The organism is Rubellimicrobium aerolatum, assembly GCF_017872975.1.
Lineage (GTDB): Bacteria > Pseudomonadota > Alphaproteobacteria > Rhodobacterales > Rhodobacteraceae > Rubellimicrobium > Rubellimicrobium aerolatum.
The window spans coordinates 36,070-49,809 of the sequence record NZ_JAGGJP010000001.1 but is presented as its reverse complement, the minus strand read 5'-3'; the positions used below and the strand labels follow the sequence as shown (position 1 = coordinate 49,809).

Sequence of the window (13,740 nt, the reverse complement as noted above, 5' to 3'; positions counted from 1 at the left end):
TCATCTACCTTATCGGCCTGGTCGTCGTCGTCCTCGCCGTCCTCTCGCTGTTGGGGCTGCGCTGACCATGGCCACGATCATCACGCCGGGCCCCAGCGGGACGCAGGGGCATTACGTCGATTGGCCCGCCATCCTCGCGGGGGCGGTCGTGGCGACGGCCATCGGCGTCGTCTTCGCCGGGTTCGGCGCGGCGCTGGGGCTGTCGGCCGTGTCGCCGCAGGAGGGCGAGGGCAGCGGGCGGCTGTCGCTGATCCTGACCGGCCTTTGGGCGCTGGTCACGATCCTCGTCTCCTACGGGACGGGGGGCTATGTCGCCGGGCGGATGCGGCGGCGGCACGAGGGCGCGACGCCCGACGAGGTGAGCGCGCGGGACTCCATCCACGGGATGGTCGTCTGGGGCCTGGGCGTGCTGATCGGCGCCTGGATCGCCGGGAACGTCATCGGCAGCGCCGCCAACGCGGTCGGCAACGTGGCGCAGGGCGCGGCGAGCGCGGTGGGCTCGGTCGCGCAGGGGGCGGCGAGCGCGGTTGGCGGCGTGGCCTCGGCGGCCGGGGACGCGGCGACCGACGAGGGCGGGCTCGACCTGTCGGGCTTCGACCCGATCGCGGCGATCAACAACCGGCTGCTGCGCGGGACGGGCGAGGCCATCGCGCCGGACGCCGCCAGCGACATCGCCCCGGTGGCGCGCGACGTGATCTTCGACGTGGCGCGGACGGGCGAACTGTCGGACGCGAACCGGCAGCTCCTCGTCGAGGAGATCGCCGCGAACTCGACGCTGACCGAGCCGGAGATCAACGGGCGCATCGATCAGGCGGTGGAGCAGGTGACGCAGCTTCGGACCGAGGCGCAGGAGCGGGTCGATCAGGCGGCGCAGGCGGCGCGCGACGCGGCGGACGCGGCGCGGCGGGCGGCGGTGCTGACCGGGTTCCTGATCGCGGCGGGCTTTGCCATCGCGCTGGGCGCGGCGATGTATGGCGCGGGGATCGGCGGCCGGCATCGCGATGAGGGACGGATGCTCTACCTCTTCCGCAGCTACTGATCCGTGCCTATATGACGCACGGGAAAGGGGGCGGCCCACCCAGGCCGCCCCCTAGCCTTTTCTGCGACCGCATTGTATCGCCCCCGCATCCCCGAAAAGAGAGTTCCATGGACATCCGCAACATCGCGATCATCGCGCACGTCGACCACGGCAAGACGACCCTGGTGGACCAGCTCCTCAAGCAGTCCGGCGCCTTCCGCGACAACCAGGCGGTGGCCGAGCGGGCCATGGACTCCAACGACATTGAGCGCGAGCGGGGCATCACCATCCTCGCCAAGTGCACGAGCGTCGAATGGAAGGGCGTCCGCGTCAACATCGTGGACACGCCCGGCCACGCCGACTTCGGCGGCGAGGTGGAACGCATCCTGAGCATGGTGGACGGGGTCTGCCTGCTGGTGGACGCGGCCGAGGGGCCCATGCCGCAGACGAAGTTCGTGACCTCCAAGGCGCTGGCGCTGGGGCTGAAGCCCATCGTCGTGCTGAACAAGGTGGACAAGCCCGAGGCCGACCCGGACCGGGCGCTCGACCAGTGCTTCGACCTGTTCGCGGCGCTGGGCGCCAACGACGAGCAGCTCGACTTCCCGCACATCTACGCGAGCGGCCGTTCGGGCTGGGCGGACCTGGAGCTGGACGGCCCGCGCGAGAACCTCGACGCGCTGTTCGACCTGATCGTGCGGCACGTGGAGCGCCCCCGTCAGGTCGCCGCCACGAACCAGCCGTTCCGGATGCTGGCCACCACGCTGTCGGCGGACCCCTTCATCGGGCGCATCCTGACGGGACGCGTGGAGTCGGGCACCGTCAAGGCCGGCGACACGGTCAAGGCGCTGTCGCGCACCGGCGAGCGGCTGGAGCAGTTCCGCGTCTCCAAGGTGCTGGCCTTTCGGGGGCTGAACCAGCAGCCCATCGACGTGGCCGAGGCCGGGGACATCGTGACCATCGCGGGCATGAGCAAGGCCACCGTGGCCGACACGCTCTGCGATCCCAGCATCGACATCCCCCTGCCCGCCCAGCCCATCGACCCGCCGACCATCTCGGTCACCTTCGGCATCAACGATTCGCCGCTGGCGGGCCGCGACGGCAAGAAGGTGCAGAGCCGCGTCATCCGCGAGCGGCTGATGAAGGAAGCCGAGCTGAACGTCGCCATCAAGGTGAGCGACACGCCGTCGGGCGATGCCTTCGAGGTCGCCGGGCGCGGCGAGCTGCAGATGGGCGTCCTGATCGAGAACATGCGCCGCGAGGGCTTCGAGCTGTCGATCTCGCGTCCCCGCGTCCTCTTCAAGGAGGAGAACGGCGTGCGGATGGAGCCGGTCGAGGAAGTCACCATCGACGTGGACGACGAATACACCGGCGCCGTGGTCGAGAAGCTGACGGGGCCGCGCAAGGGCGACCTCGTGGAGATGCGCCCTGCCGGCGCGGGCAAGACCCGGATCATCGCGCACGTGCCGTCGCGGGGCCTCATCGGCTATCAGGGCGAGTTCCTGACCGACACGCGCGGGTCGGGCGTGCTGAACCGCATCTTCCACGGCTGGACCCCCCACAAGGGCGAGATCCAGGGCCGGCGGCAGGGCGTGCTGATCTCCATGGAGAATGGCGTCGCCGTGGCCTACGCGCTCTGGAACCTGGAGGAGCGCGGCAAGATGTTCGTCGTGCCGCAGGACCCCGTGTACGAGGGCATGATCATCGGCGAGCACTCGCGCGACAACGACCTTGAGGTGAATCCGCTCAAGGGCAAGAAGCTGACCAACGTGCGCGCGTCGGGCACGGACGAGGCGGTGCGGCTGACGCCGCCGGTGCTGATGTCGCTGGAGCAGGCCATCGCCTATATCGACGACGACGAGCTGGTCGAGGTCACGCCGAGCGCGATCCGGCTGCGGAAGCGCCACCTGGACCCGCACGAGCGCAAGCGGCAGTCGCGGGCGGGCTGAGGCGGCCCTAACGCAACGCGTTCTTGCCGGGGATCACCGCGCCGAAGCGCACGGACCCCGGCTCCGCCTCCATCCGCGCCTGCCCGGTCGGGCAGATGTCGAGCAGCACGCAGGCGTTGCAGGCCGGGTCACGCCAGTGACACACGCGCTGGCCGTGGATCATCAGCACCTCGTGGTGGTCGTAGACGGCCTGGGCGTCCCAGTCGGGGGGCATCAGCGCGGCGAGGGCCTCGTGCGACGGACCCACGTCCATCCGGGGCGGGATCAGGCCGAGCCGTTGGGCCACGCGGTGGTGATGGCTGTCCACGGGCAGCGCCGCGCCGCGCAGGTCGCTGAAGCTGAGGACGGCCGCGCTGGTCTTGGGACCGACGCCCGGAAGCGATTCGAGCCAGGCGCGGGCCTCGGGCACGGGAAGGTCGCCCAGGAAGCGCAGGTCGAGTTGCCCGGCCCGCTCGGTCACCGCGCGCAGGACGGCCTGGATCCGGGGGGCCTTCTGCTCGGGCCAAGTGACCATGGGGATGAGCGACTGGACCTCGGCCGTGGGCGCGTCGCGGAGATCCTCCCACGTCGGATAGGCCTGCTTCAGCGCCTCGAAAGCCCGGTGGCTGTCACGGTTCCGGGTGCGGTGAGACAAGAGGGCGGAGACGAGCTCGCTCAGCGGGTCGTGGTCGTGGAAATAGGCGATCGGGCAGCCGTAGGCCCGGCAGAGGCGGCGGTGCGCCTCGAGCGCCTTGTCCTTGAGGTTCGCGGCGGGGGACGCATCGTAGGCCATGGCGGGAGAATCGTCATGGCCCCGCTCCGGTTCCCTCAGCCGACCTCCTCGACCACCACGAGGTCGCGGATCGCCGCGCCCTTCGCGTGGGCCAGGGCGGCTTGGTAGTCGGCCGACTCGTAGCAGGCGACGGCGGCCTCGACGCTCGGGAAGCGGGCGACGACGTTGCGGGCGCGGTCGCGGCCTTCGAGCTGGACGTGGCGGCCGCCGCGCGCGAGGAAGACCCCGCCATGGGCGGCGATGGCGGCGGTCGCGCCCTGGGCGTAGCGACCGTAGGCGTCGGGGTCGGTCACCTCGACATGGGCGATCCAGAGGGCGGTCATGCGAGGACTCCTTCGATCACCGCTTCGGCGGCCTTGATGGCGGCCTCGGCGTTGCTGGCGCTGGCGGCCCCGCCCTGCGCGAGGTCGGGACGGCCACCGCCGCCCTTGCCGCCGAGTTCCGCCACGGCGGCACGGAGGATGTCCACGGCGGAGAGGCGGGCGGACAGGTCGGGGGTGACGCCCGCCGCGACGGCCGCCTTGCCGTTGTCCTCGGCGATGAGGAGGACCGCGCCCGAGCCCATCTCGGCCTTCATGCCGTCGATGAGGCCGGGGAGGTCCTTGCCGGAGACGCCGTTCAGCACCTGCGCCCGGAAGGGGACGCCGCCGATCTCGCGGGCGGGAGTCGCCTGCTGGGCCGGGCCGCCGAGGGCGCGCTCGCGGCGGAGCTGGGCGACCTCGTTCTGGAGGGTGCGACGTTCGTCGAGGAGCGTCTTGACGCGGGCGGCGACCTCGGGGAGTGGGGCCTTGAGGAGACCCGCCACCTCCTGCAGCGCCCGGTCGCGGGCGCGCAGGTGGTCGAGCGCGGGCTGGCCGGTCAGCGCCTCGATGCGGCGGACGCCGGCGGAGGAGGCGCTGTCGGACAGGAGCACGAAGGCGCCGATCTGGCCGAGGCGTTCGACGTGGGTGCCGCCGCAGAGCTCGATGGAGTAGGTGCGGCCGTCCACGCCCTTGGCCGAGCCCTCGCGGGTGCCCATGGAGACCACGCGGACCTCGTCGCCATACTTCTCGCCGAAGAGGGCCTGCGCACCCAAGGCGCGGGCGTCGTCGGGGGTCATCAGGCGCGTCTCGACCGCGCCGTTCTGGCGGATGAGCTCGTTCACCTCGCGCTCGACGCGGGCCAGCTCCTCGGGCGCGAGGCCCTGGCCGTGGCTGAAGTCGAAGCGGAGGCGGTCGGGGGCGTTGAGGCTGCCGCGCTGGGCCACGTGATCGCCCAAGGCCTCGCGCAGCGCCTCGTTGAGGAGGTGCGTGGCGGAGTGGTTGGCGCGGATGGCGGTGCGGCGGGCGTGGTCCACGTCGAGGGCCACGGCGTCGCCCACGCTCAGGCCGCCCTTCTCGGGCGTGGCGCGGTGGGCGGTGATGCGGCCGTCGGCGAACTTCTGGACGTCGGAGACGGCGGCGGTCACGTCGTGGTCGGCGAGCTTGCGGAGCCAGCCGGTGTCGGCCACCTGCCCGCCCGATTCCGCGTAGAAGGGAGTCTGGTTGACGACGACCCAGGCGCCCTGCCCTTCCGCGACCTGATCGACGGATTGGCCATCGACGACGAGCGCGAGGATCTGGCCCTCGGCGCGCTCGGTGTCGTAGCCCAGGAACTCGCTCGCGCCGACCTGTTCGGCGATGCCGAACCACACGGCGGCGTCCTTGGCCTCGCCGGAGCCGGCCCAGGAGGCGCGGGCGCGGGCCTTCTCCTCGGCCATGGCGGCGTCGAAGCCGGCCACGTCCACGGCCCGGCCCTTCTCGCGCAGGGCGTCCTGCGTGAGGTCGAGCGGGAAGCCGAAGGTGCCGTAGAGGCGGAACGCGGCCTCGCCGGGGAGGTCCGCGCCGTCGGGGAGGCGGGCCAGCTCGTCGTCGAGGAGGCGGAGGCCGCGGTCGAGCGTCTCGCGGAAGCGGGTCTCCTCGCGCTTGAGCGTGTCGGCGATGAGGGCCTGGCCGCGCGCGAGTTCCGGGTAGGCGGCGCCCATCTGCTGCACGAGGGCGGGGACGAGGCGGTGCATGATCGGGTCGCGCGCGCCGAGCATGGCGGCGTGGCGCATGGCGCGGCGCATGATGCGGCGCAGGACGTAGCCCCGGCCCTCGTTCGACGGCATCACGCCGTCGGCGATCAGGAAGGACGTGGAGCGCAGGTGATCGGCGATCACCCGGTGGTGGATCTTGCCGGGGCCGTCGGGATCGCTGCTGGTCGCGTGGGCCGACGCCTCGATCAGGGCGCGCATCAGGTCGGTGTCGTAGTTGTCGTGCTTGCCCTGGAGGAGCGCGCCGATGCGTTCGAGCCCCATGCCGGTGTCGATGGAGGGGCGCGGCAGGTCCTGGCGCGCGCCGTCCTCGAACTGCTCGAACTGCATGAACACGAGGTTCCAGATCTCGATGAAGCGGTCGCCGTCCTGGTCGGCGCTGCCCGGCGGGCCGCCCCAGACGGACGGGCCGTGGTCGTAGAAGATTTCCGTGCAGGGGCCACAGGGACCGGTGGGGCCCATCATCCAGAAGTTGTCGTTGGTGGGGATGCGGATGATGCGGTCGTCGGTCAGGCCCGCCACCTTCTTCCAGATGTCGGCGGCCTGGTCGTCGGTGTGGTAGACGGTGACGAGCAAGCGGTCGCCGTCGATGCCGAAGTCCTTGGTCAGGAGTTCCCAGGCGAAGGGGATCGCGGACTCCTTGAAGTAGTCGCCGAAGGAGAAGTTGCCCAGCATCTCGAAGAAGGTGTGGTGGCGGGCGGTGTAGCCGACGTTGTCCAGGTCGTTGTGCTTGCCGCCGGCGCGCACGCATTTCTGCGCGGTGGTGGCGCGGCGGTAGGGGCGCTGTTCGAGCCCGGTGAAGACGTTCTTGAACTGCACCATGCCCGAGTTCGCGAACATCAGCGTCGGGTCGTTCCGGGGCACGAGCGGCGAGGAGGCCACGACCTCGTGGCCGTTGCGGGCGTAGAAGTCGAGGAACGTGGAGCGGATGTCGGCGAGGCTGGTCATGGCATGGTCCCTCAACAGGTTGGCGTGGAATAGCCCCGGCGCGAGTCCGGGTCCAGTGTTCGCGAGGAGTGTGCCACGGGGGCGTTAACGGGGTCCGACAGCAACGGGCGTTGCGTGGGGTGCGGGAAGATCGAAGGTCCGCAAGGGGTTGGGGATTAACGGGCGTTAATCATGTGCCCGAGAGCGGCGAATCGGCTGGGCGAGGTCGTGGGGCGGGGAACGGAAAGGGGCGGAGCCTTGCGGCCCCGCCCCCGATTCCGTCCTCCCCGCCGGGGAGGTCACATCTCCACGAGGTCGCCGTCCTCGTCGTGGCCCTCGCTCGACGCGGTGAAGTCGAGGCCGTGGGCGGCGCGGATCTTGTCCTCGATGGAGGTCGCCACCTCGGGGTGCTCCTTGAGGAAGGTCTTGGCGTTCTCGCGGCCCTGGCCAATGCGCTCGTCGCCGTAGGAGAACCACGAGCCGGACTTCTCCACCACGCCGGCCTTGACGCCGAGGTCCAGGATCTCCCCCGTCTTGGAGATGCCCTCGCCATACATGATGTCGAATTCGACCTCCTTGAAGGGCGGGGCGACCTTGTTCTTGACGACCTTGACGCGGGTCGAGTTGCCCACGACCTCGTCGCGGTCCTTGATCGCGCCGATGCGGCGGATGTCCATGCGGACGGAGGCGTAGAACTTGAGCGCGTTGCCGCCTGTGGTGGTTTCGGGCGAGCCGAACATGACGCCGATCTTCATGCGGATCTGGTTGATGAAGATCACCATGCAGTTCGAGCGGCTGATCGAGCCGGTCAGCTTCCGCATGGCCTGGGACATCAGGCGGGCGTGGACGCCCACCGAGCTGTCGCCCATGTCGCCTTCAAGTTCGGACTTGGGCGTGAGGGCGGCGACGGAGTCGACCACCACCAGGGAGACCGCGCCGGAGCGGACCAGGGTATCGACGATCTCGAGCCCCTGCTCGCCGGTGTCGGGCTGGGAGATGAGGAGTTCGTCGAGGTTCACGCCCAGCTTCTTGGCGTATTGCGGGTCGAGCGCGTGTTCCGCGTCCACGAAGGCGCAGACGCCGCCGAGCTTCTGCATCTCGGCCACGACGTGAAGGGTCAGCGTCGTCTTGCCCGAGGATTCGGGCCCGTAGATCTCGATGATCCGCCCTTTGGGCAGGCCCCCGATGCCGAGCGCGATGTCGAGCCCGAGCGAGCCCGTCGAGCACGCCTCGATCTCGGGCATCTGGTTCTGCCCGCCGAGCTTCATGATCGAGCCCTTGCCGAACTGGCGTTCGATCTGCTGGAGGGCGCTCTCCAGGGCCTTCTGCTTGTCGGCCGTCTTCTTGTCGGTCATCGTGAGGAGGTCTGCCACTGCCATGTCCTGAACCCTTGTCGCACAGCCGCCCCATGGCGGCAATCAGGCCTTTTGTTCCCGTCTTGTTCCGGTAACCGTATCTAGGACCGAAACGTGAACAAATCAAGTCTTAACCACCCGGGCGAGGGTAGGTCAGGGATGGTTAACAAGGGGTTTACGGGAGGGTCAGCGGGCGATCACGAGGTCGGCGCGCAGGCCGCCCAGGTCCGCGCTCTCGCCCAGGCGGAGGGTGCCGCCATGGGTGCGGGCGATGTCGGCGACGATGGCGAGGCCCAGGCCCACGCCGGGCCGGTCCTGGTTGCGCGCGGCGTCGAGCCGGGCGAAGGGGCGCAGGGCCTCCTCGCGCCGGTCGGGCGGGATGCCGGGGCCGTCGTCCTCGACCGTCAGGCGGATCGAGCGGTCGCCGAAGGCGAGGCCGACGCGGGCGCGGGTGCCGTGGGCCAGCGCGTTGCCGATCAGGTTCTCCAGCGCGCGGCGGATCGCCAGGGGACGGAGGGGGACCGGGCCGGGGTCCGCGCCCTCCAGGGGGGCCAGCGCGACGGCGTGGCCGGTGCGGCGGAAATCCTCCACCACCTCGCGGACGAGGGGGGGCAGGCGCGCGGCCTCGGGCGCGTCGCCGGCGTCGCCCCGGGCGAAGTCCAGGAAGGCGTCGATCATCCGGGCCATGTCGTCCACGTCGCGCACGAGATCCTCGGCCTCGGGGTCGTCGAGGAGCGTGAGGCCGAGGCGGAGGCGGGTGAGCGGCGTGCGGAGGTCGTGGCTGATGCCGGCCAGCATGGCGGTGCGGGCCTGGCTCTGCCTCTCGATCCGGGCGCGCATGTCGAGGAAGGCGGTGCCGGCGGCGCGGACCTCCAGCGCGCCCGAGGGGCGGAAGGGCAGGATCCGGCCGCGCCCGTAGGCGGTGGCGGCGCGGGCGAGGCGCTGGATGGGGCGGACCTGGTTGCGCAGGACGAGGTAGGAGACCGCCGTGGTCAGCGCGCCCAGCACGCCCGTCAGCACCAGGAGCTGGTGCGGGTTGGTGGCCGCGACGCGGCGGCGCGAGAAGCCCACCCGGAGGTCGCCCTGCGGCGTGGCCATCTGGATGGCGACGCGGCGGGGCTCGGACAGGTCCACGGCGCGCAGGTCGGGCAGGCCCTCGTGCAGCGTCTCGGCCATGGCGCGGCCGGCGAGGTCCCAGCGGGGGAGGATCTCGGCCAGGGGCGCGGGGGCGGGCAGCGCGACATCGAGCTCCAGGGGGGCGGCGATGGAGGTGGCGTAGGCCAGCGCGGTCGGCCGGTCGGGCGCGGCGGCGACGGCCTCGCCCAGGAAGCGCAGCTCGAGGAGGAGGGCGTGCGTCATCTGGCGCGTCACGTCCTCGTAGTAGCGCTGGACGAAGGCGATGGAGACGACGAGCTGGAGGGTGACGACCGGCAGGACCAGGATCAGCGCGACGCGCGCGATCAGGGACCGGGGCATCCGGTCGTGGAGCCATTGGCGGATCATGGCCGCAGTCTAGGGCGGGCGGGGCCCGGGGGAAAGCGGTGGCGGCCCCGGGCCGGGCGGGGCTAGGTTGGCATGGGGCGCGAGGGAGGGCGGCATGGCGGACAGGGTGGCGCGGATCGGGCCGGACCTCCTGCGGGTGCTGGCGCCCAATCCGTCGCCGTTCACGGCCGGGGGAACGAACACCTACGTCCTGGGCGACGACGGGGCCTGCGTGATCGATCCGGGGCCGGCGGCGCCGGAGCATCTGGCGGCGGTGCTGGGCGCTCTCGGCGGGCGGAGGGTCGCGGCGATCGTGGTCACGCACGCGCATCTGGACCATTCGGCGCTGGCCCCGGCGCTGGCCCGCGCGACGGGCGCGCCGGTGCTGGCCTTCGGGGACTCGCGGGCGGGGCTGCGGGACGGCGCGTCGCCCGAGGGCGGGCTGGGCGTGGACCTGGGCTTCCGGCCGGACCGGGCGCTGCGGGACGGGGAGGCCGTCGAGGGCCCGGGCTGGCGGCTGGTGGCGCGGCACGCGCCGGGGCACATGGGCAACCACATCTGCCTCGACGACGGCGCGCGGCTGTTCAGCGGCGACCACGCCATGGGATTCGCGACGACGCTGGTCTCGCCGCCCGAGGGGGACATGGGGGATTACCTGGAGTCGCTCGGTCGGCTGATCGCGCTGGGGCCGCGCGTCCTGCTGCCCGGGCATGGCGCGCCGGTGCCCGAGGGGCTGGCCCGGCTGCGCGAGCTGCTGGCGCACCGCCGCGCGCGGGAGGCCGAGGTGCTGGCGGCTCTGGACGCCGGCCCGAGGGACGCGGCGGCGGTGGCGGGGCGGCTTTATCCCGGCCTGTCCGGCCCGCTCGCCGTGGCGGCGCGGCGCACGGTGCTGGCGCATCTGCTGCACCTCGCGCGGCGCGGGCTGGCCGAGGCGCCAGGGTCGTCGGAGGATGACGTCTTCCGCAAGGTCGGGTGAAAATGCGGCCCCTGCCCTCTGGACGCCGCCGGAATCGGTTGCTAGAGAGCGCCCCGTGGTCCGGCGTAGCTCAGCGGTAGAGCAAGCGACTGTTAATCGCTTGGTCGTAGGTTCGATCCCTACCGCCGGAGCCACCTTTCTCCCAAGCTGTTGATCTGGTGGGGGTTTCGCTCTTCGGAGTCGGAGATCCCCTCCTATGGGCACTTCGTGATGCACAACGTGGTGCACACGGAGCCTTGGGATGCCCTCGTCACCGACCGGCCAACGCCATCTCGAGCGGAGGGGCACGGTCTTCGTCTGGCGCCGGCGCTGGCCGCAGCCGCCGCGCACCGCTGTGGCGGCGGGCCTGGACCCTATCGACGATTCTTCGCTGGTCCTGTCGCTCCGGACGGATGTCCCCCGCGACGCGAAGATGCTGGCCCGCCGCCTGTCCCGGATGAGCGACCAGGTCTTCGCCGCGCTGGCGGAGACGGTGATGGGTCTTTCGACCGAAGAAGCACGGAGGATGCTGATGACGCTTGCGCGCTTCGAGATCGAGGCGTTCGAGCGCACGCGCGCGCTCGCGCCCACGCGTTCGCCCGAGGCGGCCGCCTGCGACCTCGCCCGCGAGACGGCCACGCAGGAGACGCTCCGCCGCGCGCTCCTCCTGCGCGACCGCGAGGTGGCCCGCGCGCCGCTGCGGCATGTCGCCCGTCTTCTCGGCGTGGCGCTCGACGAGGAGGCCGAGGACTGGCGGGCGCTCGCCGTCGAGGCGACGCGCGTCCTGCTCGACGTGAGCGCGGAGCGCGCCCGGCGCGATCAGGGTCACTACGCGGAGCCCTCCCCGGCCTTCCGGGCCGCGATGGCGGGCCTGGAGGAGACCGAGGCCGACCGGGTCCCGGCGACGCGCGGGATGGCTCCGGTCGCCCCCGTCGCCGCCCCGGTCGAGCCCCTGCCCTTCGCGTCCGCCCAGCCGTCGGCCGCCATCGTCCCGGGCGCGGTCGCGGCCGGCCCGGGCGTTGCCGCCGCGCCGCCGCCCGCCATGGCCGGCGTCGGTGCCGTGCCTGCGGCGCCGGTCCTCGTGGCCGGTCCGAGGTTCCCGGGCTCCACCGACCTGTCTCCGGTGGGTGCGGGGTCCGACGACGTTGGACGGCCCGCCACGCCGCCGGTCGCGCGCCCTGGCCGCACGCCCGGGCAGGACGAGGTGTTCCGGTTCTACCTCAAGCACCTGAGCCCGGAGACGCAGGCCGCGGCCCTCCGGGCGGAAGGCCCGTCCGTCAGGGAGGGGTTCCGGATCTACCACGAGCTGAAGGCCAAGGGCTTCGCCGACGACCTGTTCCACGTCAAGCAGAAGATCGTGCCCACGACCGGGCCGAAGTGGGTCCGGTCGAGCGGCAACAAGGTCGAGGTCGGCGTGCGGATCTGGACGAGGAGATCCAGGACGGCCTGGACCTGCTCTGGCGCATCCCGCGCGACCATGGCCGGGGTCCGAAGTGGTCGACGGAGAACGGCCATCGGGAGCTGATCGAGCGCGCGGACGCCATCGAGGCGGCCGAGGGCGACCGCGCGGTCGCGGCTCTCCGGCGCAAGGGCAACCCGACCAGGGCCGACCTCGAGGCGGCGCGCCTCGACGCGAAGGTCAGGCGGTTCCGGACCGACAACTATCTCAAGCATGCCCGCCTCCCGAACGCGGTCGGGCGGATGCTGCTGACCCTGGGCCTCATCCACTCCAACCCGTTCTCCGTCTGCACCTGGAGCGACGGCGACGAGAAGAAGCTGCGCCAGAACGAGGAGTCCCGCGCCCGCACCGTCTGGGACGACCGCCTCCTCGACCTGTATCGCACGCCGGTGTTCCAGGGGCATACCGAGGAGCCCGGCGATCCCCTGTTCTGGGCCCCCCTGATCGCCCGCCACCAGGGCGGCCACATGGAGGAGATCCTCCAGCTCGGGCCCGACGACTTCGGGACGGACCGCGGCATTCCCTACATGCGGGTCCGCAACCTCGACGGCAACCACGTGAAGTCCGAGTCGAGCGAGCGCTTCCTCCCGCTCCATCCCAACCTGGTCGAGCTGGGCCTCATGCACCTCGTTGAGCTGTGCAAGCGCCAGGGACAGCGCCGCCTGTTCCCGAACCTCGGGCGCGGCGCGACCAAGGGCACCTTCACGGAGTTGTTCACCAAGGCGTTCGGCTACTACCGCAAGGCGAACGACGTCTACTGGCTGGGCCTCGACTTCCACGCCTTCCGCACGACCTTCCACGCCGACCTCATGAACAGCCATTGCAGCGATGCCATCCGGCGGCGCCTCATGGGCCATGCCCCGCTCGACGAAGGCGAGACGTCCTACGCCCAGGGCCTCTCGGTCGAAGCGCTCCAGGTCGGCATCGGCACGGTGAAGGTCGACATCTCCAGGATCCGCTCGCCCTTCGCGGACACGAAGCCCTCTGCCGCCCGGGCACGGGCCGGGGAGCTGGGTCTCCGGCTCGTGGGGTGAGCGGCGTCCGGCCCGGATCGACCGACCTGCGTGCGCGGCCGGCCTGGGTTCGCTCGCGCGCTCATCACGGTCCGATGCCGGAACGAAACGGCCCGACCGAGACCGGGCCGCTTCGATGGAGGGGCGACACGACGATGATCTTGTCGGCCGCACCCCCAAGGAGCGCCATCGAAGGCGCATCCAGACGTCGAGGCCGTGATCAGGCGAGCGCCTACCGGATTGCGGCCAAGGTCTCCTGCGTGCGCGCGCTGGTCCAGCGCACGGCGGCGTCGGGGGTTCGGACGAAGGCGCGATCCTGGAGCGGAATCGGTCCGGCGGGGTCGGCCCGCACGGGTGTCCGGGCAAGCTCCTCGAGCAGCCGCTCCAGGCGAAGGACCGCCTCGGCCAGTCCTTCTGCGTCCTCGTCCGGCTCGACATGGAGGGCCTGGAGCGCCGCGAGGTCCATGAGGGCGCCGGGCCGGCCGAGGAGGCGCAGGATCCGCTCGAGCTGCGGGCCCTCCTCCTCCAGCCAGTCGTCGAGGCTGGCCAGAGCCCGCGCCTGCCTGCAGGCCTGGCACGAGCAGTCCGAGGCATGCGTCGGAGGAAGGGTCATCGCGTGGCCGGACGGTTCGCGGGCGGGTGCCTCTTGCCACGACTGGCGGCTGCCCGCAGGGACGAGGGGGGACGGGATGTCGGCGGCGAGGATGGGCTGAGCGGTCATGCTCTCTCCAGGGACGAACGGCGCCCGGCCGGTGCGGCG

10 protein-coding genes, 1 tRNA gene and 1 pseudogene are annotated in these 13,740 nt (G+C 71.8%); 6 read left to right on the top strand and 6 right to left on the bottom strand.

What is annotated here, in order from left to right:
- The first annotated feature begins 67 nt into the window (after window positions 1–67).
- Window positions 68–1,039, top strand: a complete 972-nt coding sequence (locus J2Z33_RS00250; protein WP_209836684.1) for a hypothetical protein — start codon at window positions 68–70, stop codon at window positions 1,037–1,039.
- A 107-nt stretch (window positions 1,040–1,146) separates the two neighbouring features.
- On the top strand, window positions 1,147–2,964 hold the full coding sequence (typA, locus tag J2Z33_RS00245) for a translational GTPase TypA (protein WP_209836682.1): 1,818 nt from the start codon (window positions 1,147–1,149) through the stop codon (window positions 2,962–2,964).
- A 7-nt stretch (window positions 2,965–2,971) separates the two neighbouring features.
- Here typA and J2Z33_RS00240 read toward each other — a convergent pair whose 3' ends face one another.
- The 5 genes from J2Z33_RS00240 to J2Z33_RS00220 form a co-directional block, all read right to left on the bottom strand.
- A complete protein-coding gene (locus tag J2Z33_RS00240; RefSeq protein ID WP_209836680.1) occupies window positions 2,972–3,736 on the bottom strand; it encodes an endonuclease III domain-containing protein in 765 nt (254 codons plus the stop codon).
- A 35-nt stretch (window positions 3,737–3,771) separates the two neighbouring features.
- The gene (locus J2Z33_RS00235; protein WP_209836678.1) at window positions 3,772–4,059 is read right to left on the bottom strand and encodes a DUF1330 domain-containing protein; all 288 of its coding nucleotides are present in this window, start codon (window positions 4,057–4,059) and stop codon (window positions 3,772–3,774) included.
- Complete coding sequence (alaS, locus tag J2Z33_RS00230) at window positions 4,056–6,737, bottom strand: alanine--tRNA ligase (protein ID WP_209836676.1); 2,682 nt, start codon at window positions 6,735–6,737, stop codon at window positions 4,056–4,058. Before alaS ends, J2Z33_RS00235 begins: the two co-directional genes overlap by 4 nt.
- A gap of 278 nt (window positions 6,738–7,015) precedes the next feature.
- Complete coding sequence (recA, locus tag J2Z33_RS00225; protein ID WP_209836674.1) at window positions 7,016–8,095, bottom strand: recombinase RecA; 1,080 nt, start codon at window positions 8,093–8,095, stop codon at window positions 7,016–7,018.
- A 162-nt stretch (window positions 8,096–8,257) separates the two neighbouring features.
- Window positions 8,258–9,574 (bottom strand): ATP-binding protein, encoded by a 1,317-nt coding sequence (locus tag J2Z33_RS00220; RefSeq protein ID WP_209836672.1) that lies wholly within the window; start codon window positions 9,572–9,574, stop codon window positions 8,258–8,260.
- 94 nt (window positions 9,575–9,668) lie between these two features.
- On the opposite strand from J2Z33_RS00220, the gene J2Z33_RS00215 reads away from it, so the two are divergent.
- From J2Z33_RS00215 to J2Z33_RS00205, 4 genes and pseudogenes are all read left to right on the top strand, one after another.
- Complete coding sequence (locus J2Z33_RS00215; RefSeq protein WP_209836670.1) at window positions 9,669–10,529, top strand: MBL fold metallo-hydrolase; 861 nt, start codon at window positions 9,669–9,671, stop codon at window positions 10,527–10,529.
- Window positions 10,530–10,588: 59 nt separating this feature from the next.
- Window positions 10,589–10,663, top strand: a tRNA-Asn gene (locus J2Z33_RS00210).
- A gap of 107 nt (window positions 10,664–10,770) precedes the next feature.
- Window positions 10,771–10,980: pseudogene (locus tag J2Z33_RS18795) on the top strand (DUF6538 domain-containing protein); the annotation flags it as partial.
- A 905-nt stretch (window positions 10,981–11,885) separates the two neighbouring features.
- The gene (locus J2Z33_RS00205) at window positions 11,886–13,001 is read left to right on the top strand and encodes a site-specific integrase (protein ID WP_209836668.1); all 1,116 of its coding nucleotides are present in this window, start codon (window positions 11,886–11,888) and stop codon (window positions 12,999–13,001) included.
- A gap of 211 nt (window positions 13,002–13,212) precedes the next feature.
- Here J2Z33_RS00205 and J2Z33_RS00200 read toward each other — a convergent pair whose 3' ends face one another.
- Window positions 13,213–13,701, bottom strand: coding sequence for a hypothetical protein (locus tag J2Z33_RS00200; RefSeq protein ID WP_209836666.1), 489 nt, complete (start codon window positions 13,699–13,701; stop codon window positions 13,213–13,215).
- Between the last annotated feature and the right edge of the window lie 39 nt (window positions 13,702–13,740).